This window comes from Streptomyces sp. NPDC005181, assembly GCF_040608395.1.
Classification (GTDB): Bacteria; Actinomycetota; Actinomycetes; order Streptomycetales; family Streptomycetaceae; genus Streptomyces.
This window is the reverse complement of record NZ_JBEXID010000013.1, coordinates 32,082-54,894: the sequence shown is the minus strand read 5'-3', so window position 1 is coordinate 54,894 and position 22,813 is coordinate 32,082. Positions and strand designations below refer to the sequence as shown.

Annotated in this window: 18 protein-coding genes and 2 pseudogenes; 15 read left to right on the top strand and 5 right to left on the bottom strand. The window is 69.3% G+C overall.

All coding sequences use genetic code 11. The features are described from left to right. Positions 1 to 86: 86 nt before the first annotated feature. Positions 87 to 2,258: a RecQ family ATP-dependent DNA helicase gene (locus ABZV38_RS11905; protein ID WP_356326644.1), complete on the bottom strand. Its 2,172-nt coding sequence runs from the start codon at positions 2,256 to 2,258 to the stop codon at positions 87 to 89. 110 nt (positions 2,259 to 2,368) lie between these two features. On the opposite strand from ABZV38_RS11905, the gene ABZV38_RS11900 reads away from it, so the two are divergent. The 6 genes and pseudogenes from ABZV38_RS11900 (at position 2,369) to ABZV38_RS11875 (ending at position 10,357) form a co-directional block, all read left to right on the top strand. Continuing rightward, on the top strand, positions 2,369 to 3,679 hold the full coding sequence (locus tag ABZV38_RS11900; protein ID WP_356326643.1) for a DUF4192 domain-containing protein: 1,311 nt from the start codon (positions 2,369 to 2,371) through the stop codon (positions 3,677 to 3,679). A gap of 138 nt (positions 3,680 to 3,817) precedes the next feature. Then, a complete protein-coding gene (locus ABZV38_RS11895) occupies positions 3,818 to 4,582 on the top strand; it encodes an NUDIX domain-containing protein (protein ID WP_356326642.1) in 765 nt (254 codons plus the stop codon). A 111-nt stretch (positions 4,583 to 4,693) separates the two neighbouring features. Continuing rightward, positions 4,694 to 6,474: pseudogene (locus ABZV38_RS11890) on the top strand (ATP-binding cassette domain-containing protein). Between the two features lie 181 nt (positions 6,475 to 6,655). Beyond that, positions 6,656 to 7,522: a FadR/GntR family transcriptional regulator gene (locus ABZV38_RS11885; protein ID WP_356326710.1), complete on the top strand. Its 867-nt coding sequence runs from the start codon at positions 6,656 to 6,658 to the stop codon at positions 7,520 to 7,522. Between the two features lie 323 nt (positions 7,523 to 7,845). Continuing rightward, positions 7,846 to 9,396, top strand: coding sequence for an RNA polymerase sigma factor (locus ABZV38_RS11880; RefSeq protein WP_356326641.1), 1,551 nt, complete (start codon positions 7,846 to 7,848; stop codon positions 9,394 to 9,396). A gap of 130 nt (positions 9,397 to 9,526) precedes the next feature. Further along, positions 9,527 to 10,357, top strand: coding sequence for a serine protease (locus ABZV38_RS11875; protein WP_356326640.1), 831 nt, complete (start codon positions 9,527 to 9,529; stop codon positions 10,355 to 10,357). Positions 10,358 to 10,463: 106 nt separating this feature from the next. On the opposite strand, the gene ABZV38_RS11870 is transcribed toward ABZV38_RS11875, so the two are convergent. Continuing rightward, positions 10,464 to 10,697 (bottom strand): hypothetical protein, encoded by a 234-nt coding sequence (locus ABZV38_RS11870; RefSeq protein WP_030927184.1) that lies wholly within the window; start codon positions 10,695 to 10,697, stop codon positions 10,464 to 10,466. A gap of 435 nt (positions 10,698 to 11,132) precedes the next feature. Between ABZV38_RS11870 and ABZV38_RS11865 the strand changes: the two genes are divergently transcribed. The 7 genes and pseudogenes from ABZV38_RS11865 to ABZV38_RS11835 all read left to right on the top strand — a co-directional run bounded on the left by ABZV38_RS11865 (position 11,133) and on the right by ABZV38_RS11835 (position 16,666). After that, complete coding sequence (locus tag ABZV38_RS11865; RefSeq protein WP_356326639.1) at positions 11,133 to 13,253, top strand: DNA topoisomerase IV subunit B; 2,121 nt, start codon at positions 11,133 to 11,135, stop codon at positions 13,251 to 13,253. A 260-nt stretch (positions 13,254 to 13,513) separates the two neighbouring features. Further along, positions 13,514 to 13,738, top strand: a complete 225-nt coding sequence (locus tag ABZV38_RS11860; protein ID WP_356326638.1) for a hypothetical protein — start codon at positions 13,514 to 13,516, stop codon at positions 13,736 to 13,738. 5 nt (positions 13,739 to 13,743) lie between these two features. Then, positions 13,744 to 13,899, top strand: coding sequence for a hypothetical protein (locus ABZV38_RS11855; RefSeq protein ID WP_356326637.1), 156 nt, complete (start codon positions 13,744 to 13,746; stop codon positions 13,897 to 13,899). Then, on the top strand, positions 13,896 to 14,165 hold the full coding sequence (locus ABZV38_RS11850) for a hypothetical protein (protein WP_356326636.1): 270 nt from the start codon (positions 13,896 to 13,898) through the stop codon (positions 14,163 to 14,165). The genes ABZV38_RS11855 and ABZV38_RS11850 overlap by 4 nt, the downstream gene beginning before the upstream one ends. A 151-nt stretch (positions 14,166 to 14,316) precedes the next feature. After that, positions 14,317 to 14,502: pseudogene (locus tag ABZV38_RS11845) on the top strand (LuxR C-terminal-related transcriptional regulator); the annotation flags it as partial. Positions 14,503 to 14,633: 131 nt separating this feature from the next. Continuing rightward, complete coding sequence (locus ABZV38_RS11840; RefSeq protein ID WP_356326709.1) at positions 14,634 to 15,077, top strand: DUF485 domain-containing protein; 444 nt, start codon at positions 14,634 to 14,636, stop codon at positions 15,075 to 15,077. Then, complete coding sequence (locus ABZV38_RS11835; protein ID WP_356326635.1) at positions 15,074 to 16,666, top strand: cation acetate symporter; 1,593 nt, start codon at positions 15,074 to 15,076, stop codon at positions 16,664 to 16,666. Before ABZV38_RS11840 ends, ABZV38_RS11835 begins: the two co-directional genes overlap by 4 nt. A gap of 44 nt (positions 16,667 to 16,710) precedes the next feature. Here the strand turns inward: ABZV38_RS11835 and ABZV38_RS11830 are convergent, their stop codons facing one another. Both ABZV38_RS11830 and ABZV38_RS11825 read right to left on the bottom strand, forming a co-directional pair. Next, on the bottom strand, positions 16,711 to 17,388 hold the full coding sequence (locus ABZV38_RS11830) for a response regulator (protein ID WP_356326634.1): 678 nt from the start codon (positions 17,386 to 17,388) through the stop codon (positions 16,711 to 16,713). After that, the gene (locus ABZV38_RS11825; RefSeq protein ID WP_356326633.1) at positions 17,385 to 19,055 is read right to left on the bottom strand and encodes a sensor histidine kinase; all 1,671 of its coding nucleotides are present in this window, start codon (positions 19,053 to 19,055) and stop codon (positions 17,385 to 17,387) included. The genes ABZV38_RS11830 and ABZV38_RS11825 overlap by 4 nt, the downstream gene beginning before the upstream one ends. 95 nt (positions 19,056 to 19,150) lie before the next feature. Here ABZV38_RS11825 and ABZV38_RS11820 point away from each other — a divergent pair, with 95 nt between their 5' ends. Continuing rightward, positions 19,151 to 20,170, top strand: a complete 1,020-nt coding sequence (locus tag ABZV38_RS11820; RefSeq protein ID WP_356326632.1) for a LacI family DNA-binding transcriptional regulator — start codon at positions 19,151 to 19,153, stop codon at positions 20,168 to 20,170. A gap of 18 nt (positions 20,171 to 20,188) precedes the next feature. On the opposite strand, the gene ABZV38_RS11815 is transcribed toward ABZV38_RS11820, so the two are convergent. Then, positions 20,189 to 21,520 carry a citrate synthase gene (locus ABZV38_RS11815; RefSeq protein WP_356326631.1) on the bottom strand — a complete coding sequence of 444 codons (1,332 nt, stop codon included), beginning with the start codon at positions 21,518 to 21,520 and terminating at the stop codon, positions 20,189 to 20,191. 111 nt (positions 21,521 to 21,631) lie between these two features. Here ABZV38_RS11815 and ABZV38_RS11810 point away from each other — a divergent pair, with 111 nt between their 5' ends. Next, positions 21,632 to 22,792: a citrate synthase/methylcitrate synthase gene (locus tag ABZV38_RS11810; RefSeq protein ID WP_356326630.1), complete on the top strand. Its 1,161-nt coding sequence runs from the start codon at positions 21,632 to 21,634 to the stop codon at positions 22,790 to 22,792. The last annotated feature ends 21 nt before the right edge of the window (positions 22,793 to 22,813 follow it).

Here is a 22,813-nt window from a genome sequence, read left to right as displayed (position 1 = left end):
GCAACGAGCAATTGGTGAGGCTGACGGGAATCAGCCGGAATGACACGGATATCCCTGCCCAGATCGTGGACGGATGACGCCCCGTGTCACGCCTGAACAGCGAGGACCAGCGGAAACACGCCCTCTGCACCGGCCCGGCGCAGCAGCCGGGATGCCACGGCGAGTGTCCAGCCTGTGTCCGAGAGATCGTCGACGAGCAGCACCGGGCCTTCTGACGACGCCAACGCCTCGGCCAGTCCCGGGTCCACGACGAGCGCCTCGTGCAGAGCCCGCACCCGCTGCGCGCTGTTGGTCTGCGAGATCCGCACCTCGACCGCTCCTGGCGCGTAGGTGACGCTGCCGAGCAGTGGCATCCGGCCGACCTCGGCGATGCGGCTGCCGAGCGACTGGATGAGCTGCGGCCTGCTGCGCGAGGCGACCGTGACGACGCCGACAGGCCGGGGTGCGGCATCGGCGGCGCCGGATGCCCAGCCACCCGGCCCCTTGGCCCAGTCGGCCAGCACTTTCACCACCGCGTTCGCCACATCGTCGGGTACCGGGGCGTCCGGCGTCTGCGCCGCCAGCATCGGACGAAGCCGGTTACCCCAGCCGATGTCGGAGAGCCGGCCGAGCGCGCGCCCCGAGAAGGAGAGTTCGCCCGCCGGGATACGGCCCTTGAGGTCGACGCCCACCGCGGCGAGACCGGTCGGCCACATCTTGCGGGGCTCCACCTCCACGCCCGGCCTGCCGAGTTCGCCACGGGCGGTGTCCAGAGCGGCCGTCGACACCTGGTCGTCGAAGCGCGCGCCCGCGCACTTGTCGCAGCGTCCGCATGCCGCCGCTTCCTCGTCGTCCAGCTGGCGACGGAGGAACTCCATCCGGCAGCCGGTCGTCGTCGCGTAGTCGCGCATCGCCTGCTGCTCGGCGGACCGCTGGCGTGCCACCCAGGCATAGCGCTCGGAGTCGTAGACCCAGGGCTCTCCTGTGGCGATCCAGCCGCCCTTCACCCGCTTGACCGCACCGTCGACGTCGAGGACCTTGAGCATGGTCTCCAGACGGGTGCGCCGCAGCTCGACCAGCGGCTCCAGAGCAGGCAGCGAGAGCGGCCGGCCGGCCTGGGCGAGCGCATCGATCGTCCGCCGGACCTGCTCCTCCGGGGGGAAGGCAACGGATGCGAAGTACTGCCAGATCGCCTCGTCCTCCCTGCCCGGGAGCAGCAGCACCTCGGCATGCTCGACGCCTCGGCCCGCGCGCCCCACCTGCTGGTAGTAGGCGATGGGGGAGGAGGGGGAGCCGAGGTGCACGACGAAGCCGAGGTCGGGCTTGTCGAATCCCATACCGAGCGCCGACGTTGCGACCAGTGCCTTGACCCGGTTGGCCAGGAGATCGTCCTCCGCCTGCTGCCGGTCGGCGTTCTCGGTGCGGCCGGTGTAGGAGGCCACGGTGTGTCCGCACTGGCGCAAGTACGCCGTGATCTCCTCGGCGGCCGCGACGGTGAGCGTGTAGATGATTCCCGAGCCCGGGAGCTCCTTGAGATGATCGCCCAGCCAGGCCAGCCGGTGTGCGGCGTTCGGCAGTTGGAGCACGCCAAGGCTGAGGCTCTCGCGGTCGAGGGGCCCACGCAGCACCAGCGCGTCCGTGCCCGCGCCCGTACCGAGCTGCTCGGCGACATCTGCGGTCACCCGTGCGTTCGCCGTGGCGGTCGTCGCGAGCACGGGTACACCCGCGGGCAGATCGGCGAGCATGGTCCGCAGCCGGCGGTAATCTGGCCGGAAGTCGTGGCCCCAGTCGGAGATGCAGTGCGCCTCGTCGACCACGAGCAGTCCGGTCGCGGCAGCGAGCCGGGGCAGGACCTGGTCCCGGAAGTCGGGATTGTTGAGCCGCTCGGGGCTGACGAGCAGCACATCCACTTCCCCGGCTGCCACCTCGGCCTGGACGGTGTCCCACTCCTCTGTATTGGACGAGTTGATCGTGCGGGCGGTGATCCCGGCCCGGGCCGCGGCCGCGACCTGGTTACGCATCAGTGCGAGCAACGGCGAGACGATCACCGTCGGGCCGCTGCCCTGCGCCCGCAGCAGCGAGGTCGCGACGAAATAGACGGCGGACTTGCCCCAGCCGGTCCGCTGGACGACCAGCGCTCTGCGTCTGTCCGCGACAAGTGCTTCGATGGCCCGCCACTGGTCCTCGCGCAGCCGGGCGGTGTCGGTGGTGTCCCCGACGAGTCGGGCCAGTACGGAATCGGCCGAAGCCCTGAGTTCTGCTCGGTCTGCGTTGGTCATGCCCCCATGCAACCCGATGGCTATGACAAACCGCGAACGACCCCGCAGTCCTGTGGATAACTTATCCACAGGGGGTCGCGGAATTCTGCTGCTCGCGGGACGGTCGTGCCATGAACAAGCACCACGAATCCACCGGGCCGGCCGACGAACAGCAGATCACTCTGCGCGGGCCCGCCGAACTCGCCGATGCCCTCCCGTATCTCATGGGGTTCTACCCGAATGACAGTGTGGTCATGGTCGCTCTGCACGGCGGCCGCGGCCGCTTCGGCGGGCGGCTCAGGCTCGGAATTCCGCAATCACCGCAAGAATGGCCGTCCACCGCCGAGCAGCTCGCCGAGTGCCTGGTCAAGGGCAGCGAGCGGCGCGGGGAGCGCCCCGAGGCGATCGTCATCTTTCTCTGCCAGGACCCTGCTGACGGGGAGGCCCCGGGGCAGGTGATGGAGCGGCTGCGGCCGCTGGCTCAACGTCTGCGCACGGCCTGCGGTGCTCTCGACGTGCCGGTACTCGAAGCGCTCTGCATCTCCGGCGGCCGGTACTGGTCCTACTGCTGCCCCGACGCTCGCTGCTGTCCGGCCGAGGGGAACTCGCTCTCCCTTCCGGGAACCTCGGTAATGGCGGCCGCCGCCACCTATGCGGGCATTCAAGTGCGGGGATCTCTACGGGAGATGGAAGGCAGGCTCATGCCTCTGAAGACCCCGACCGTGGCGGAGCAGGCGCAGGCTCTGGACTCGGCGGGCGCCGCACTGGTGCCGAGGATCCTCGGCGAGGAGGGGCCCGAGGAAGTGGCCCGCGAGACGCTGGTGCTCGCCCGGGCGCTGATGAAACGCCTCCGGGAGGCACCGACGACGGCGCCCTCCGCTGCGGACATCCGGGACGACTCTCTGATCAGCCATGACGAGGCCGCTGCAGTGATCCTCGGCCTGCAGGACCGGGAGACCCGGGACAAGGCGGCCGCTGAATGGATGGAGGGGTCGGAAGCGGAATCCGCGTTGCGGCTGTGGCGGGCGCTCTCGCGTCGCTGTGTCGGGCCCTACGGGGAGCATGCCGCGGCGCCGCTCACCCTGGCGGGCTGGGTCTCCTGGTCCACCGGCGACGAACCGGGTGCACGGGTCGCGCTGGGCCTGGCCCTGCGGGCGGACCCCGAGTACACCTTTGCTCAACTGCTCCACCAGGCGTGCAACGAAGGACTCGACCCGGAAACCCTGCGTCGCTGCCTGCGCGGGGAGCGCAGTGAGCGGACGGGCCGAGGCAGTCACCGTTCGGAACGGAGTGCCGGGCCCGGCCCGGTACGCCCGCCGGCCAGGAGGCGGAAGAAGGCACAGCCCGGGGCCGTGCGCCCCGGAACGGCGGTTGCCCGACGGCGTGCCCGGGAGGCGCGGGCGGACGGCCGGGGCGGGACCAAAAGCGGTCGACGACCGTGATCGGGCGCGCGGTGTGGCGCCTGGCGTCAGGAGCAAGGCGACTGGAGGGAGTGGGCAGCGAGGGGCACTTGGTCCGGGGCGGATGAAGAGCATGACGAAGGGAGTGTTTATCGTCAGGCAGACGACTATGATCACGGCATGCCGCCCTACGACCCGTCGACCTTTCCGCCCTTCGCTGTGACCGTCGACCTCGTTGTGCTCACCGTGCGCCGCCATGCGTTGTGCGCGCTGGTGGTTCGCCGTGGTGAGCCGCCGTTCCAGGGCCGGTGGGCGCTGCCCGGTGGTTTCGTCAAGGCCGATGAGGATCTCGGAGCCGCGGCGGCGCGTGAGCTCGCCGAGGAAACCGGGCTGTGCGCACACGACCCGGCAGCCCCGGCCGTCGGCAACGGCGCCCATCTCGAACAGCTCGCCACCTACGGCGACCCCAAGCGGGACCCGCGGATGCGGGTCGTCAGCGTGGCCCACCTCGCACTGGCCCCCGACCTGCCCGCCCCCCGCGCGGGCGGTGATGCGAACAGTGCGCGGTGGGCGCCCGTCGACGACCTGCTCGGACCGGAGGGCGGCTTCGGTCGCGAGGGTGAGCAGCGGGCTCCGCTGGCCTTCGACCATGCGCAGATCCTCGCCGACGGTGTCGAGCGGGCCCGTTCCAAGATCGAGTACTCCTCGTTGGCCACGGCCTTCTGTCCGCCGGCGTTTACGGTCGGCGAGCTCCGCCGGGTGTACGAGGCGGTGTGGGGTGTGGTCCTGGATCCGCGGAACTTCCACCGCAAGGTGACGGGCACGCCCGGTTTCCTGGTGCCCGCCGGTGGGACCACCACCCGCCAGGGCGGGCGTCCGGCCCAGCTTTTCCGGGCCGGTGCGGCCACGTTGCTCAATCCGCCGATGCTGAGGCCCGAAGTCTGACCTGCGGAACGCCCGCGAGGTCGATGCTGCGCTAAAAGTCCAAAATGTCGCGTTATCTTGCTGCGGTAATCACCTTGCCGCCGAGCGGTCTCACCTTCCGCGAGAGAAGCGATGCTCCAGGCCATCGGACTCACCAGCGCCCCTCACCGCGGCCTTCCACCCGCCGTGGACGACCTCACTTTCGAAGCCGGGCCGGGCGCCGTCACCGCGCTCCTCGGCGCCCCCGGCTCCGGCAAGACCATGGCCCTTCGTCTGATGCTCGACATCGAATCGGGGCGGGGGATCACCTACTTCCGCGGCAGACCGCTGCACCGCATCCCACACCCCGCCCATGAGGTGGGAGTGCTCCTCGGAGACGTACCCGGTCATCCCGCTCGTACCGCCCGTGGCCAGCTCCGTATGCTCTGCGCAGCCGCGGGGGTGCCCGCCTCCCGGGCCGACGAACTGCTCGAGACCGTCGGCCTCGGCGCCCTCCGAGATCAGCGCATCGGCGCGATGTCGGTCGGTATGGACCGCAGGCTCGGCCTCGCGGCGGCGCTGCTCGGCGACCCTCATGCGCTGATCCTCGACGATCCCGGAGAGGGTCTCTCCCCCCACGAGAAGAGCTGGCTGCACGGGCTGCTGCGCGCCCATGCCGCCCGGGGCGGGACGGTTCTCTACACCACCCGCGACCCCAAGGAGGCGGCGCGCGCGGCCGACCACGTGGTCACTGTCGACTCCGGACGCCTCGTCGCCGACCAGGGCAACGCTGACTTTTCCCGCACCCGGCTGCGCCCCCGCGTTGCGGTCCGTACCCCGCACGCCGCCCGCCTCGCCGCGGTCGTCAGCCGTGAGGCACGTACGGCGCAGCGCTCCGTCGAGGTGGTCGCCGAAGCGAGCAACCGTCTGTCGGTGTACGGCAGCAGCTGCGCGGAGATCGGCGACACGGCATTCCGTCACGGCGTACCCGTTCATCAACTCGCCGACGAGGTCGGTGGCACCGGCCCGGTCACCGCCGATCCTTCCGAATCAGGGGCTGCATCTCGTGCGGAGTCGCCGGCCGCCGATCCGGAGGCCGGACCGGGACCCGCGTCGCCCGGCTCCGCGTCGGAACTGCCGCCACCGGTCCGGCGGCGTCCGGCTCGTGGCCCGCTCCAGCCGCTGCGCTATGAACTGCGCCGACTCCTCGGAATCCGAAAAACAACGTTGATCACGACTGCCGTTCTGGTTGTATCCGTCGGGCTCTCGGTCCTGCTCGCCCGCACCGGCCATGCCCCGCTCCCCCGTGTGCTCGCCGGCTGGCCCTCACTGCTTCCGCTGCCGCCCGTAGCATGCGGCGCCGGGCTGCTCGGGGCGCTCTCGTTCGGCGACGAGTTCCGCTACCCCGCGCTCGCGGCGGGCCGCGGCACCGTTCCCCGCCGCCTCGGCCTGCTACTGGCCAAGCTGCTCGTTTCGGCGGGCGTCGCGGTGCTGCTTGCGCTGCTGGCAGTGCTGGCATCCGAGGAGGCCCTCCATCTCGTGTACGGAGGCGACTTGATCCGGGTCCCGCCGAATGCGACATCTCTTGCGGGGAGTTGGGCGGGCCTGAACGTGGGCTGCGCCTGGGCGGGTCTGTTGGCCGCCGGAATCTTCAGGGTGACGGCGCCGGAGTTGCCGCGGTTCTCGCCGTTCCCGTGCTTGTCGTTCCGCTGGTGGAGAAGGTGCCGACGGAGTCGACCGCACATTCGATGCTCGGACTTCCGGCCAGGCTCCGCGAACTGGCCTGGGTGCAGTGGCCGCACGTGGTGGACCGATGGATGACGGCTGTTGTGCGCATGGTGGTGCACCCTGTGGGGGCGGCGCTGTCGTTGTCGCTCTCGGTCCTGATCTGCGCGTATTTGTTCACCAGTCTTCGCGGCAGGGTTCGTTGGTGATCACGGAATGCGACCGGACCGGAGAAGGGCTCGAAACCCCTTGATAGGCGCCCGTTTTATACAGATAAGGCGTCAATTGGGGGGCTGGCGCCGATCACCCTTTCGTGTGCTTTTCACCAAAGACCTCAAGGGGCGGCTGGGCCGCGCCGACAAAGGATGCGTGAGTACCCTTGCGCACACCATGATGACCGCCGCCCGCTCCGTCGACTCCGGCCTCGCCGGCTCGGGTGATCTCGATCGCTACCCCTATACGGAGGCGCCGGCCGGCGAGCGTGCAGCCGTCCGTTCCTGGGACGGCACCGATGCCGAGCTGGGCCGGGTGGGCCGACGGGGCTCGGCAAGCCGGGGCCGCGGCCTCCACGGCCAACTCGTTCAGCAGCTGGGTCAGATGATCGTCTCCGGTGACCTGGGCGCCGACCGCCCGCTCGTGCCGGAGGAGATCGGCCAGCGTTTCGAGGTCTCCCGCACTGTCGTACGCGAGTCACTGCGCGTTCTTGAGGCCAAAGGTCTGGTCAGTGCCCGGCCGAACGTGGGGACCCGGGTCCGCCCGGTCAGTGACTGGAATTTGTTGGACCCCGACATCATCGAGTGGCGAGCCTTCGGTCCGCAGCGCGACGACCAGCGCCGTGAGCTGGGTGAGCTCCGCTGGACGATCGAGCCGCTCGCCGCGCGCCTGGCCGCCGGCCACGGGCGCGAGGACATCCAGCAGCGCCTCGCTGACATGGTCGAGATCATGGGGCACGCGGTCGCTCAGGGTGACGGGATCACCTGCTCCCGGGCCGATGCAGAGTTCCACTCGCTGCTCATTCAGGCCGCCGGCAATCGCATGCTCGAACACCTCTCCGGCATCGTTTCCGCCGCCCTGCAGGTCTCGGGCGGTCCGATCACGGCCTGCGACCGTCCCAGCGAGGCCTCCCTCGGCCACCACGCCCGGATCGTCGAGGCCCTGGCGACGGGCGATGCGACGGGCGCCGAGGCGGCCATGCGCCAACTTCTCGTCGTCCACCCGGAGGTGGAGCGAGTGGTGCCTGCGCCGCGCGAGCACTGAGCGCAACGCGGCCAGGGTCACGGACCACGTGTCGCCGGACCCTCGTGGTCCGGCGGCACAATTGTGGAGAGATGTCGTTCCTGGTCATGTTCGTCGCAAATGAGGTGTGACTCGGGCCACGCGGATTGGGCGTAACACTCCTCGAGACAGTGCGATGACTTAAGAGGTGACCGTCGCGGAAGGAATACAGCAGCCCTTGGGCGCGCTGTGCAGTTCTGAGGCCAAGCCCGCGCCGTCGGTGCATTCCCAGCCCGACGGTCGTCGGTTCCAGCCCTCTCCGGGGCCGGGCCGGAAGCCGTTTCCATCGTTCCGAGAGGTTGTTCGTGTCGGCCAGCACATCCCGTACGCTCCCGCCGGAGATCGCCGAGTCAGAGTCTGTGATGGCGCTCATCGAGCGGGGAAAGGCTGATGGGCAGATCGCCGGCGATGACGTGCGTCGGGCCTTCGAGGCTGACCAGATTCCGCCAACCCAGTGGAAGAATGTTCTGCGCAGCCTCAACCAGATCCTCGAGGAAGAGGGTGTGACGCTGATGGTCAGTGCCGCGGAGTCGCCGAAACGCGCCCGCAAGAGCGTCGCAGCAAAGAGCCCGGTCAAGCGCACCGCCACCAAGACTGTCGCGGCCAAGACGACCGTGACGAGGACCGTCGCGGCCACCGCCGCCCCGTCGGCCGAGACCGTGGACGTGGTGGCCGACGACGCCGCCGCGGCCAGCCCTGCGAAGAAGGCGGCAGCCAAGAAGACGGCTGCCAAGAAGACCGCCGTGAAGAAGACGGCGGCCAAGAAGACAGCAACGAAGAAGTCCGGCAAGAAGGACGCCGACGAGCTGCTCGACGGCGACGAGGCGGCCGAGGAAGTACAGGTAGGCAAGGGCGACGAAGAGGAGGGCGAGGGCGAGAACAAGGGCTTCGTCCTCTCCGACGACGACGAGGACGACGCACCTGCACAGCAGGTTGCCGTCGCCGGTGCCACGGCCGACCCGGTCAAGGACTACCTGAAGCAGATCGGCAAGGTTCCCCTCCTCAATGCCGAGCAGGAGGTCGAGCTCGCCAAGCGCATCGAGGCGGGTCTGTTCGCCGAGGACAAGCTGGCGAACTCCGACAAGCTCGCACCGAAGCTCAAGCGCGAGCTGGAGATCATCGCCGAGGACGGCCGTCGCGCCAAGAACCACCTGCTGGAGGCCAACCTCCGTCTCGTGGTCTCGCTGGCCAAGCGGTACACCGGCCGCGGCATGCTGTTCCTGGACCTGATCCAGGAGGGCAACCTCGGTCTGATCCGCGCGGTCGAGAAGTTCGACTACACCAAGGGCTACAAGTTCTCCACGTACGCCACCTGGTGGATCCGTCAGGCGATCACCCGCGCCATGGCCGACCAGGCCCGCACCATCCGTATCCCGGTGCACATGGTCGAGGTCATCAACAAGCTCGCGCGTGTGCAGCGCCAGATGCTCCAGGACCTGGGCCGCGAGCCCACCCCGGAGGAGCTGGCCAAGGAACTCGACATGACCCCCGAGAAGGTCATCGAGGTCCAGAAGTACGGTCGTGAGCCGATCTCCCTCCACACCCCGCTGGGTGAGGACGGGGACAGCGAGTTCGGTGACCTGATCGAGGACTCCGAGGCGGTCGTCCCGGCGGACGCGGTCAGCTTCACGCTCCTTCAGGAGCAGTTGCACTCGGTGCTCGACACGCTCTCCGAGCGTGAGGCGGGCGTGGTCTCGATGCGCTTCGGTCTCACCGACGGTCAGCCGAAGACCCTTGACGAGATCGGCAAGGTCTACGGCGTGACGCGTGAGCGCATTCGCCAGATCGAGTCGAAGACCATGTCGAAGCTGCGCCACCCGTCGCGTTCGCAGGTGCTGCGCGACTACCTCGACTAGGTCGCAGGAGTACGCAGGCCGAGGGCCCGGTTCCCATGGGAACCGGGCCCTCGGCCTATGTGCGGGTGCGAACGCCGACGGGCTGGATAACTCTGAGTGGGCATGATCCATCACAGAGTCAGGAGTACGCATGTCCCGTACCGTCGCACGCGCCATGACCGCGGCACTCGCCCTGACTGCCGCCGTGGCCGTGATACCGCTCGGATCCCCGGTTCCGGCGGCTGCGGACAGCATTGTCATCGGCGGACAGCCCGCTCACGTCAAGGACAGTCCCTGGGTTGTCGCGCTGTCCAGCCGTAACCGTTTCGGAGGTACCCGTGCGGGCCAGTTCTGCGGAGGCGTGATGGTGGCCCCGACGAAGGCGCTGACTGCCGCGCACTGCCTGAACCAGGAGGCGCTCGGCACCGACGTGAGCCAGGTGCGTGATCTGCGGATCATTGCCGGGCGGGACGAGCTGAACGGGGCCGGAGGTCATGAGATCGCGGTGAAGGGGACATGGATCAATCCGGGGTACGACTCCGCGACCAACGCCGGTGATCTGGCGGTGCTCACTCTGGCCGAGGCGCTCCCCGAAAAGAGCGTGATCTCGATGGCTAAGGCCGGTGACCAGGCCTATGAGCCGGCTGCCGGCGCCGTGGTCTATGGATGGGGAGACACGACAGGGCGCGGTGACTATGCGTCGTCGCTCCGTTCCGCCCGGTTGAGCGTCCTTCCGGACAGTACGTGCGAGCGGGCCTACCCGGGGGGCTCGGTGGGGAAGTACCGGGCCGCGATGATGCTCTGTGCAGGCGAGCCGCTGGGAGGGTACGACGCATGTCAGGGTGACAGCGGAGGGCCGTTGGTCGCCCAAGGGAGACTCGTTGGACTGGTCTCCTGGGGGAACGGCTGCGGGCTCCCGGGCAGTCCCGGCGTCTACACGCGGATCTCCGCCGCCATCGGGTGGATGGCGGGCAGTAGCTGACCGGCACCGCTTCGTAGCTATGAGAACGGGCGGCTCCCCCTTCGCAGGGGGAGCCGCCCGTCGGCCGGTAAGGAACCGGTCCCTGGCTCGTCGTGGATGCGAGGTGTCAGTGTTGTTCCTCTTCGGCGGCATTGGCCTGCACGGCCGTCAGCCGGTCCGTCTCATCCTGTATTTCCGCGGCGATCTTCTTGAGTTCCGGCTCGAACTTGCGACCGTGGTGGGCGCAGAAGAGCAGTTCACCGCCGCTGATCAGGACGACGCGCAGATATGCCTGGGCGCCGCAACGGTCACAGCGGTCTGCTGCGGTCAGCGGGCTCGCGGGGGTCAGAACAGTAGTCACGTCGCCTCTTCTCTAGCTCGACGAGCTGTCGTACCAGGGTCAACATCCAACCAGGCCGAAAACGTTCCCGCTCGTGGCTTTTCTTCGAAACTTCTTCTCAAGATGGCTGTCTGTTGCCGGTTGGCGGCGAATGTGCCGTATTGCGTAGCGCTACGGTTTCGCGTTGCTGGTATTGGTCGGTCCGTCCGGCCGGCTTGCCGGTTTGTTCATGAGGACGTGCCCGGAGCCTAAATGGTTCATGCCTCGAAGGGAACGTGATGTGCGCGTCACTCCAACGAGGGATCGAACGCGTATGCGAGGCTGGACTAGTGTGAGCATTCCCCGAGGGTGGCGTTACAACCGCTCTATGAGGCCTCGGTACGCTCTCAGCGGCTACCGAAGCCGAGCCCGCTACCCACTCGGGCCCCAAATGAAATTCAGCGAGGAGCGAACCGCGTGACCGCCGATACGTCCGTGCCGTCCACTGCGCTGCTGACCGGAGCAGACCGAGACGGCTCCAACTACACCGCGCGGCACCTTCTCGTACTCGAGGGGCTCGAAGCGGTGCGCAAGCGCCCCGGGATGTACATCGGGTCGACTGACAGCCGCGGCCTCTTGCACTGCCTCTGGGAGATCATCGACAACTCGGTCGACGAGGCTCTCGGCGGTTACTGCGATCACATCGAGGTCATCCTCCACGACGACAACTCCGTCGAGGTCCGGGACAATGGCCGGGGCATCCCGGTCGACGTGGAGCCCAAGACCGGCCTGACCGGTATCGAAGTCGTGATGACCAAGCTGCACGCCGGCGGCAAGTTCGGTGGCGGCTCGTACGCCGCGTCGGGTGGTCTGCACGGCGTCGGCGCCTCCGTCGTCAACGCGCTCTCGGCCCGGCTCGACGTCGAGGTCGACCGCAACAGCGCGACCCACTCGATCAGCTTCCGGCGCGGCGTTCCGGGCATCTTCACCGAGCAGGGGCCGGACAGCCCGTTCGACCCGGCCAACGGCCTTCGCAAGGGGAAGCGGGTGCCGAAGACGCGCACCGGCACCAGGGTGCGCTACTGGGCGGACCGGCAGATCTTCCTCAAGGACGCCAAGCTCGGCCTGGAGACGCTCTACCAGCGGGCACGGCAGACGGCGTTCCTCGTCCCCGGCCTCACGATCGTCGTGCGCGACGAGCGCGGTCTCGACGGTGAGGGCAAGACCGAGGAGACGTTCCGCTTCGACGGCGGGATCAGCGAATTCTGCGAGTACCTTGCGCAGGACAAGGCTGTCTGCGACGTTCTGCGGCTGACCGGACAGGGCACCTTCAAGGAGACCGTGCCGGTCCTGGACGAGCGCGGGCACATGACGGCGACCGAGGTGACCCGTGAGCTCGTCGTCGACATCGCCATGCGCTGGGGCACGGGGTACGACACGAACCTCAAGTCCTTCGTCAACATCATCGCCACCCCCAAGGGTGGCACCCATGTGTCCGGCTTCGAACGCTCCGTGACCAAGACGGTCAACGAGGTGCTCCGCTCCGCGAAGCTGCTGCGCGTCGCCGAGGACGACATCGTCAAGGACGACGCCCTGGAGGGTCTCACCGTGGTCGTCACGGTACGGCTCGCGGAGCCGCAGTTCGAGGGCCAGACCAAGGAGGTACTCGGTACCTCGGCAGCCAACCGGATCGTCGCCAATGTCGTGGCCAAGGAACTCAAGGCATTCCTGACCTCCACCAAGCGTGACGCCAAGGCGCAGGCCAGGGCGGTCCTGGACAAGGCGGTGGCCGCCGCGCGGACCCGCATTGCGGCCCGTCAGCACAAGGACGCGCAGCGCCGGAAGACGGCCCTGGAGTCCTCCTCGCTGCCGGCCAAGCTCGCCGACTGCCGCAGTGACGACGTGGAGCGCAGCGAGCTGTTCATCGTCGAGGGAGACTCGGCGCTGGGTACCGCCAAGCTCGCCCGGAACTCCGAGTTCCAGGCGCTGCTGCCGATCCGCGGCAAGATTCTCAATGTCCAGAAGGCGTCCGTCACGGACATGCTCAAGAACGCCGAGTGCGGCGCGATCATCCAGGTCATAGGAGCGGGGTCCGGCAGGACCTTCGACATCGACGCGGCTCGCTACGGGAAGATCATCCTTCTCGTCGACGCCGATGTCGACGGCGCGCATATCCGCATTCTGCTGCTCACGCTCTTCCAGCGCTACATGCGGCCCATGGTCGAGGCGGGCCGGGTCTTCGCGGCGGTGCCGCCGCTGCACCGGATCGAGCTCAGTCAGCCGAAGAAGGGCCAGGACAAGTACATCTACACGTACTCGGACCGTGAGCTTCGGGAGACGGTCCTGGAGCTGCAGCGGAAGAACGTGCGCTACAAGGACTCGATCCAGCGGTACAAGGGTCTCGGCGAGATGGACGCCGATCAGCTGGCGGAGACCACGATGGATCCGCGTCACCGCACGCTGCGGCGGATCAACATCGGCGACCTGGAATCGTCCGAGCAGGTCTTCGATCTGCTGATGGGCAACGAGGTCGCGCCGCGCAAGGAGTTCATCTCCAGCTCGGCGGCCACGCTGGACCGCTCCCGCATCGACGCATGACCGGCAGTCGCCGTCTGCACCCGTGGGTGCAGACGGCGACTCCACCCACGATCAACCCCTGAGCCGATCCCCTGACCTGGGCCTTTCCGTGGCGTCGAAGGCGATGACCGTTCCCGCACTTCGGAGGCCGCCATGTCCGGGCTCGTCGATGCCCTGCTGATCATTGCCGTCGTCGCCTTCGTCGTGGTCCGTGCTCGGCGCGGCGGATCTCCGACGACCGGCGCTGGTGGATTCTGCCGGGCATCCTGATCTTCGTTTCCTTGCGCGAACCCGGGCTGATGGACACGCACCGCGAGGCGTTGTCCGTCGCGGTCCTCGGTGCCGAACTGCTGGTGGGGCTGGTCACCGGCGCCGGCTGGGGCTGGACGGCCAGGCTGTGGCGTGAACCGGACGGCTCGTTGTGGAGCAAGGGCACCGAGGCCGCCGTCTTCGTATGGACAGGGGGTCTGGTGCTGCGAGCCGCCCTGTACGGGGCTGCGCGCTGATGGGCATGGATCAAGGCAGTGGCGCCCTGATGCCGGCTCTTGCGGTGACGCTGCTGGTGGGCAGCGGCGTGCTGACGTGGCGGGCCCGCCAGGTGCGCCCGGCGTACGGTGGTGCTGCCGACGCCATGCCGTCGCAGCCTGCGTGGAAGGACCGTGTGTGACAAGCGCTGCCTGGACGAGTTGGTCGTCCCGGGAGGCTCTCTCGACACGGGGCCGCACCCGCCCCCGGGCGGCCATCGCCTGGTCCGTCCGCGTGCTGGTGCTGACTCTCGTGCTCTGGGGCACCTTCTCCAACGGCAGGTTCGGGCCCTGGGAAGTCATGGTCGGCCTGCTGGTCGTCATCGGCTGTGCCTGGGCCGCGCGGGCGTTCTTCCGGGCCGGCCCGGAGCATCGGCTCTGGCCCTCTTTGGGGCGCTGGCGCTCCTGATGGCGGCAGCCTTCGGGGCGCAGCAAGCCGGTGCGAGTGTGCCGACCGTGATCCTGTGGTGCGGCTGCGCGGTCACGGCACCGGAGCGGTTGCCGCTCCCGGCGGGGGGTCCCGCCACGGTCGTCGCGCTCGCCGCGTACGCCGCCGTCAGCTCGTCCTGATCGCGGAGGGACTGTCCAACCCGGAGATCGCCCGCACGCTGCACATCTCGCAGGCCACCGTGACGAGCCACATCAACAATCTCTTTGCCAAGGCCGGGGTGGGCGACAGGGCACAGGCCGTGCGCTATGCGTATGTTCGCGGGCTCGCACACCCGCCCGGGACATCCTTCACCTGAAGAGGTGAAGTGCGCCGAATGACGTGCCCGGGAACTTCCCGATCTGTCCATTCTTGGGTACGCGGCCGAAGTGGTCCGTGGACAAGGGGAGTTGTTCGGTGGAGAAGGAAGCAGGGAGCGAGGCCGCAGCGATGCGACTCGACGACCCGTGGTACGACGCGCTGGCCTCCGGATGGGGCGAGCTGGACGGCACGGGAGGTTTCGTGCCGGCCGGGCCCCACGGTTCCGTGGCCTCGCAGCGCGGCCACAGTGCGGCCGACATCTATCTGGAGGTGCAGCGCAGCGAGGCCTTCCAGGAAGTGCGCCGTAGGTACCGGCGGTTCGTCGTCCCCGCCACTCTCGCCTTCCTTGTCTGGTACCTCGCCTATGTCGTCACGGCAATCACCGCACCCGGGCTGATGGCCCGTCCGGTGGCCGGCGCGGTCAATGTGGCGATGGTCGCGGGGCTCGGACAGTTCCTCACGACGTTCCTGCTCACCGGGGCATACGCGCGTCATGCGCGGCTGCGCAGGGACCGGGCCGCGCTCGATCTGCGCTGGGACACTCAGGAAATGACGCGGGGGATCGGGCGTTGATCGGGAACCACCAGACCCTGGCGCTGCTGCTGTTCAGCGCGTTCATTGCAGTGACGCTCGCCATCACCACCTGGGTGAGCCGCAACCGGCACGGTTCGGCGGAGGAGTTCTATGCGGGCGGCCGGCTGTTCTCTCCCATGGAGAACGGTTTTGCCATCGCCGGCGACTACATGTCGGCCGCATCCTTCCTCGGCATCTCCGGTCTGATCGCCCTGTTCGGTTACGACGGCATGCTCTACTCGGTCGGATTCCTCGTCGCCTGGCTCGTCGTCCTGCTGCTCGTCGCCGAACTCGTCCGCAACTGCGGCCGGTTCACCCTCGCCGATGTGGTGGCGGCCAGGATGACGGAACGTCCGGTACGGATCGCGGCAGGTACCTCCTCCGTCACCGTCTCCGTGCTCTATCTGGTGGCGCAGATGGTGGGTGCGGGCAGCCTGGTCGCTCTGCTTCTCGGCGGTACGAGTGGTGCCGCCCGCTCCTGGACCGTCATCGGGGTCGGAGCGCTCATGGTGATCTATGTGTCCCTCGGCGGAATGCGCGCCACGACCTGGATCCAGATCGTCAAGGCCGTTCTGCTGATGGTGGGCGCGAGCGTGCTCACCGTGCTCGTACTGGTCCACTTCCACGGCAATGTCAACACGCTGCTCAACTCCGCGGCCGAACGGAGCGGACACGGGCTGGAGTTCCTCTCGCCCGGCCTCAAGTACGGCGGGAGCTGGACCGCGCGCTTCGACTTCATCAGCCTGGGCCTTGCCCTGGTGCTCGGCACGGCGGGGCTGCCGCACATCCTGTCGCGCTTCTACACGGTGCCCACCGCCCGCGCCGCCCGCCGCTCGGTCGTCTGGTCGATCGGCCTCATCGGCAGCTTTTACCTGATGACGATCGTGCTCGGGTTCGGGGCGGCGGCGCTGGTCGGTTCGGCGGACGTCCGGGCGTCGAATCCCGCCGGGAACACGGCCGTTCCACTGCTGGCGCTGGTGCTCGGCGGCGGCGAAGGCTCCACCGGGGGAACGATCCTGTTTGCCGTGGTCGCCGCCGTGGCCTTCGCGACCATCCTCGCCGTCGTCGCCGGGATCACGCTCGCCTCGTCGGCCTCCGTGGCCCACGACCTCTACGCCTCGCTCAGGCGGCCGGGCTGGAAGCAGCACAGTGAGGTCACTGTGGCCCGGGTTGCCGCGGCCGGAATCGGGGTGGCCGCCATCGCGCTCGGTCTGGTCGCGCAGGATCTGAATGTGGCGTTCCTGGTGGCGCTCGCCTTCGCCGTCGCCGCTTCGGCCAATCTCCCGGTGCTGCTCTACTCGCTGTTCTGGCGGAACTTCACCACGCGAGGGGCGGTCTGGTCGGTCTACGGAGGGCTGATCCCCGCGGTGCTGCTCGTACTCCTCTCCCCGGTCGTCTCCGGCAGTCCCACCTCGCTCTTCCCCGGAGTGGACTTCCAGCTCTTCCCGCTGGAGAACCCCGGCCTGGTCTCCATTCCGCTCGGCTTCCTGGCCGGGTGGATCGGCACGGTCACCTCGGCCGAGCCACCGGATGCTGCCAAGCACGCGGAGACCGAGGTCCGGGCGCTGACCGGGGCCGGTGCCGTGTAGCCGGACGTGTCCCAGGAGCCGGTGCCGTGTCGGTCGGACGTGTTTCAGGAGCCGGTGGCCCAGGTGTAGCGGTGCTCCGGGCGGCCCGTCTCGCCGTACCGCAGCGTCAGCCGCACGCGGCCGGTCCGCTCCAGCAGCTTCAGATAGCGCTGCGCCGTCTGCCGGCTCATTCCGGCGCTCTCCGCGATCTCCTGCGCGGAGAGCGGCCCGTCGGCGCCCCGGAGCGCCTGGCGGACCAGCTCCGCCGTTGTCGGCGAGTGCCCCTTGGGCAGACCGGGTTCGCCCGCTGCCCACAGGGCGCCGAAGAGCCGGTCCACGTCACCCTGCTCGGCCTCACCGCCGCCCTCCAGGGTGTGGTGCAGCGCCGCGTACGCCTCGAGCTTGGTGCGGAGCCCGGCGTACGTGAACGGCTTCACAAGGTACTGGAGCGCGCCGTGGCGCATGGCTTCCTGGACGGTCGCGACGTCGCGCGCCGCCGTCACCATGATCACGTCGGTGCGGTGGCTGAGCCTGCGCAGCTCCCGGACCACGGCCAGGCCGTTACGGTCGGGCATGTAGTGGTCCAGCAGGATGAGGTCCACGTGCTGTGACTCGACCGCGGAGAGGGCCTCTGCGGCGCTGTGCGCCTGCGCGGCCACCCGGAATCCGGGCATCTTGGAGACATAGGCCGCGTTGATCCGCGCGACCCGGATGTCGTCGTCGACGACCAGGACCTCGATCACTGAACTTCTCCCGCGGTGCTCGGCTCCGGAAGGGCTGTCGCCGTCAGCCCCGGTTCGGTGAGGGCGTCCGGCAGTACGACGGTGAACTCGGCGCCGCCCTCCGGCGCCGTGTCGACGGTGGCGCTGCCGCCCTGCCGTTCGGCCAGCCGCCGTACCAGTGCGAGACCCAGACCGCGTTTGCCGTGCGCCGGGAGCTCCTTGGTCGACCAGCCCTCCGTAAAGATCGATTCGTGCTGCTCGGGAGGGACGCCTGGGCCGCTGTCGCGGACCCGCAGCACCACCGTACGGCCGTCCGTGCGCAACTCCACCTCGATCACGGCGCCGTCCGATCCGGCCGCCGCGTCCAGGGCGTTGTCGACGAGATTGCCGACGGCGGTGACGAGCCCGCGCGAATCCACCAGCCGGTCCGGGAGCAGGGTGCTGGGCGCGATGCGCAGCGAGACGCCGCGCTCCGCCGCGACCGTCGCCTTGCCGACCAGCAAGGCCGCCAGCAGCGGGTCGTGAACCTTCTCGGTGACCTGCTCGGCGGTGGCCCGGTGGCCGCCGACGACCTCCGTGACGAACTCCATCGCGTCCTCGTGCATCTCCAGCTCCAGCAGCCCCAGGAGCGTGTGCAGCCGGTTGGCGTGTTCGTGGTCCTGCGCGCGCAGGGCGTCGATCAGACCGCGGGTGGAGTCGAGTTCTCGGCCGAGGTGCTCGAGTTCGGTGCGGTCGCGGAGGGTGGCTACCGCGCCCCCGTCGTCGGTCGGCATCCGGTTGGCGAGCAGCACCCGGTTGCCCCGTACGGTCAGCAGATCGTCGCCGGTCACCCGGCCGGCCAGCACATCGGCGGTCCGCCCACGGCCGAGCACCTCGTCGAGAGGGCGGCCCGAGGCGTCGGGGCCGATCCCGAGCAGCCGCTGCGCCTCGTCGTTCAGGAGCCGGATGCGTCCCGTCCGGTCGAGCGCGACCACCCCTTCCCGGATGCTGTGCAGCATGGCCTCGCGCTCGGTGAGCATCGCGGAGATATCGGAGAAGGCCAGGTCATGGGTCTGACGCTGGATGCGGCGGGAGATCAGATAGGCGGCGAGCGCCCCGACGGCCAGCGCCCCGCCCGCGTAGGCGAGCAGCTCGGGGATCGTTGCGAGGAGGTGGGCGCGGACACTGTCGTACGCGATACCGACCGAGACCGCACCGACGATGTGGCCCGACTCGTCGAGGAGCGGCACCTTGCCACGGGCCGAGCGGCCGAGCGTGCCGCTGTCGATCTCCATGACCTGGTCGCCCGCGAGCGCCTCACTGGGGTCGGTGGAGACGACCTTGCCGATCCGGCTGGTGTCGGTGTGCGACCAGCGCACCCCGCGCCGGTCCATGACGACGACGTACTCGGCGCCGGTGGACCGCCTGATCCGCTCGGCCGCCGACTGCACGGGCCCGCCGGGGGCGGGGGCCGTGGCGAGCAGCGACTCGGTGATCTGCGGCTGGGCCGCCGTGCTCTGCGCGATGGCGAGCGCACGGTGCATCGCCTCGTCGTCGAGCTGCGCGCTGAGGGGTGCCAGAAAGAGGCCGGTGGCGAGTACGGTGACGCCGGTGGCGATGGCGAGTTGCATCAGCAGCACCTGGGAGAAGACCCGCTGCGGCCAGCCGAGCCGTCGCGGCCTCCGGGGGGTGGGCGGTGGGGCGCTCATCGTATGAAGGTAGAGGGCATACCGGCGCTTTCCGAAATTTTGTTGTTTCTCACTCCACGCAACCCGCTTGCGTTTCTTGCGCTAATCTTGCGCGTATGACGCGACGACTTGCTCAAGTGGCACAGAAGGTGGGAGTCAGCGAGGCCACGGTCAGCCGGGTGCTCAACGGTAAGCCCGGCGTCTCCGATGCCACCCGGAAAGCCGTGCTCTCCGCACTCGACGTCCTCGGTTACGAGCGTCCGACCCAGCTGCGGGGCGAGCGGGCGCGGCTGGTCGGTCTGGTCCTGCCCGAGCTGCAGAATCCGATCTTCCCGGCCTTCGCCGAAGTCGTCGGCGGTGCGCTGGCACAGCAGGGTCTGACCCCCGTGCTGTGCACCCAGACCAAGGGCGGCGTCTCCGAGGCCGACTATGTGGAGCTGCTTCTGCAGCAGCAGGTGTCGGGGGTGGTCTTCGCGGGCGGGCTCTATCACCAGGCCGACGCCGCACACGATCACTACACGGTGCTGGCCGACCGCAAGATCCCGGTGGTCCTGATCAACGCGGCCATTGCGCACCTCGGCTTCCCCGGTGTCTCCTGTGACGACTCCGTCGCCGTCGAGCAGGCCTGGCGCCATCTGGTCTCGCTCGGTCACAAGCGCATCGGCCTGGTGCTCGGCCCCGCCGACCATGTGCCCTCGCAGCGCAAGCTGGCCGCTGCTCAAGCGCTGGCGGAGGAGGCAGGCACCACCGTGCCGGACGAGTGGGTGGCCCGGGCCATGTTCTCGCTGGAGGGTGGGCAGGCCGCCGCCATGCGCCTGCTGGACCGGGGCGTCACCGGCATCATCTGCGCCAGCGACCCGCTCGCTCTGGGCGCAGTGCGCGCGGCCCGCCGACGCGGTCTCTCCGTGCCCGCCGACGTCTCGGTCGTGGGGTACGACGACTCCGCCTTCATGAACTGCACCGAGCCGCCGCTGACCACGGTCCGCCAGCCGATCGAGGCCATGGGGCGCGCCGCTGTCGAACTGCTCTCCCTTCAGATCGGGGGCCGTACCGTGCCGACGGACGAACTGCTCTTCGAACCGGAACTGGTGGTGCGGGGGTCCACCGCGCAGCCCCCACGGGACACTTCCGGCTGATCGTCGATATTTTGCACCTCATGCCCCGTCTATTGCGACAAGCCCTCCGCGTGCGGCGGTCGATCCCGGGGCGGGCAGTGGCTGAGGTGGGCGGGGGCCTCCGTAGTCGCCACTGGGGCGCATCCGCAGCGGACGTTCCCCGTACTCCTCCAGCGCATGGGCGATCCAGCCCGCAGTACGGGAGACCGCGAAAAGCGTCTCACCCGCCTCCGCGGACATTCCGGAGGCGACGGAGAGGACGGCCAGCGCCAGGTCGACGTTGGCGTGCAGCGGGGTGTGGCGCGCGGTCGTGGTGACCACGTCGCGCGCCGCGGCCAGCGCGGGCGCCGCCTGCGGGACCTCCGCGAGCCTGGCGAACAGCGTCCGTGCGCGCGGATCCTCGCCGGTGTAGAGCCGGTGTCCGAGCCCAGGCACCCGACGGCCGGTACGGAGATGGTCCGCGACCACCGGGGTCGCGCTGCCCCGCTCCAGGACCTCGGTCAGCATCCTGTGGGCCAGGCTGCTCGCGGCGCCGTGCAGGGGGCCCTCCAGGACACCGAGCCCCGCGGAGACCACCGCGTACGGATGGGCGCGGGCGGATGCGGCGACCCGTGCGGCCAGTGTCGAGGCGGCCAGATCGTGGTCGATCAGCAGGCCGAGAGCCGTGTCCAGCGCGGCGAGTGAGGGCGCGTCGGGCGGTCGGGCGGTGAGTTTCGGCCACAGACGGTGCGCCAGCTCGGGCGGGTGCGAAGGGGCCTCGTCGTCGACCGTCGCAGGCGCGCCGTCCACGGTCGGCAGTGCGCCGACCAGGGTCGGGATCAGCGTGCGCGCGCTGCCGAGCACGGCCTCGCGCGAGAGGTCGAAGCGCAGCGGATCGGCGGCCGCCGCGGCGACCACGGCGACCCGCAGCCGGTCCGTCGACCCGCTGTGCGCGGGCAGCGCACCGACGGTCCGGCGCGCCGCGGCCAGGGCCTCGACAGGCTCGGTGAAGCGGATGCCGGGCCGGAGGTCGCCGGTCCACAGCCATTCGGCGATCTCTTCGTAGGAGTAGTGCGTGGCCAGTTCGGTCGCGTCGACACCCCGGAAGTAGTACCGGTCGGCCGCGATCAGCGTGAGGTCGGTACGGAACACCAGGTCACCGCCGGCGGGGGAGGGTTCTCGCCGTCCCGTACGCCGTACCAGCGCATCGACCTCCGCGGCGTCGAACGTACTGCCGCGACCACCGGGGGCGCGCCTGCTGCTCAGCTGACCCCGGCTGACATACGCGTACACCGTCTCGGGCTTCACGCCCAGGCGCTCGGCGGTCTCGCGGGTCGTGAGCCGCTCCGCACTCGCGTCGGCGCGGTCGTCGGGTGCTGCTTGATCCCTCATGCTGCTCACCGTATCCATATTGATTCAATCAACATTGACAGGATTGAAGTCAAGCATAGACAGTCGAATCAATATTGATGGGCCTGCACAGGGAAGCTCGCGGAGGAAGACATGCCGACCATGACCAACGGAACCCCGCTCGACGTACCCCGAGGCCTCGCGGGTGTTGTCGTCACGGACACCGCCCTCGGAGACGTCCGGGGACGCGAGGGCTTCTACCACTACCGGCAGTACTCGGCGATCGAGCTCGCGGCGACCCGCAGCTTCGAGGACGTCTGGTACCTGATGTTCCACGGCGAGCTGCCCGGTCCGGCTGCCCGCGCCGCCTTCGTCGCGCGCACCGCTGCCATGCGCCGACTGTCCCCGGAGGTACGGGACGCCCTGCCGGTCATAGCCAGTGCGGGCGCCGTCTCCGGCCCCCTCGCAGGGCTGCGCACCGCCCTGTCGCTGCTCGGCGCCTCGGCCGGCTTCCGTCCGGTGTACGACATCGACGGCGACCGGCGCCGCAGCGATGCGCTGGCTGCCTGCGCAGCCGTCCCCACCGTGCTGACCGCCCTGTACCGGCTCGGCCGGGGCCTCGAACCGGTCGAGCCGCGCGACGATCTGCCGTACGCCGCCAACTACCTCTACATGCTCACCGGTTCCGAGGCGGACCCAGTCCGCGTCAGGGCCGTCGAGCAGTATCTGATCTCCACCGTCGACCACGGCTTCAACGCCTCGACCTTCACCGGCCGGGTCGTCGCCTCCACCGGCGCGGACCTCGCCGCCTGCCTGGTGGCGGCCGTCGGCGCACTCTCCGGACCGCTGCACGGCGGAGCGCCCAGCCGCGCGCTCGACACCCTGGACGCGATCGGCACCCCCGACCGCATCGACAGCTGGATCCGCGAGCGCGTGCTCGCGGGCGAGCGGATCATGGGCTTCGGTCACCCCGTGTACCGCACCGAGGACCCGCGCTCACGCATGCTGCGCGGGATCGCCCAGAGCTTCGGCGGCCCGCTCGTCGACTTCGCCGTCGAGGTGGAGCGTCAGGTCGAGGCGATCCTCGCCGAGCTCAAGCCGGGGCGTGAGCTGCACACCAACGTGGAGTTCTACGCCGGGGTCGTCATGGAACTGTGCGGGCTGCCGCGCGAGATGTTCACGCCGACCTTCTGTGCGGCGCGAGTGGTCGGCTGGAGCGCCAATATCCTGGAGCAGGCGGAGGACTCCAAGATCATCCGCCCGGCGGCCCGATACATCGGTCCGACCCCGCCTCAGCCGGTCCCGGCGCCCTGACGTTCCCCCGAGGAAGGCCCC

Coding starts and splice junctions, on each gene's coding strand:
- ABZV38_RS11905 (WP_356326644.1), bottom strand. CDS start 2,258: ATGACCAACGCAGACCGAGCAGAACTCAGGGCTTCGGCCGATTCCGTA.
- ABZV38_RS11900 (WP_356326643.1), top strand. CDS start 2,369: ATGAACAAGCACCACGAATCCACCGGGCCGGCCGACGAACAGCAGATC.
- ABZV38_RS11895 (WP_356326642.1), top strand. CDS start 3,818: ATGCCGCCCTACGACCCGTCGACCTTTCCGCCCTTCGCTGTGACCGTC.
- ABZV38_RS11885 (WP_356326710.1), top strand. CDS start 6,656: ATGATGACCGCCGCCCGCTCCGTCGACTCCGGCCTCGCCGGCTCGGGT.
- ABZV38_RS11875 (WP_356326640.1), top strand. CDS start 9,527: ATGTCCCGTACCGTCGCACGCGCCATGACCGCGGCACTCGCCCTGACT.
- ABZV38_RS11855 (WP_356326637.1), top strand. CDS start 13,744: ATGGATCAAGGCAGTGGCGCCCTGATGCCGGCTCTTGCGGTGACGCTG.
- ABZV38_RS11840 (WP_356326709.1), top strand. CDS start 14,634: ATGCGACTCGACGACCCGTGGTACGACGCGCTGGCCTCCGGATGGGGC.
- ABZV38_RS11825 (WP_356326633.1), bottom strand. CDS start 19,055: ATGAGCGCCCCACCGCCCACCCCCCGGAGGCCGCGACGGCTCGGCTGG.
- ABZV38_RS11820 (WP_356326632.1), top strand. CDS start 19,151: ATGACGCGACGACTTGCTCAAGTGGCACAGAAGGTGGGAGTCAGCGAG.
- ABZV38_RS11815 (WP_356326631.1), bottom strand. CDS start 21,520: ATGAGGGATCAAGCAGCACCCGACGACCGCGCCGACGCGAGTGCGGAG.
- ABZV38_RS11810 (WP_356326630.1), top strand. CDS start 21,632: ATGCCGACCATGACCAACGGAACCCCGCTCGACGTACCCCGAGGCCTC.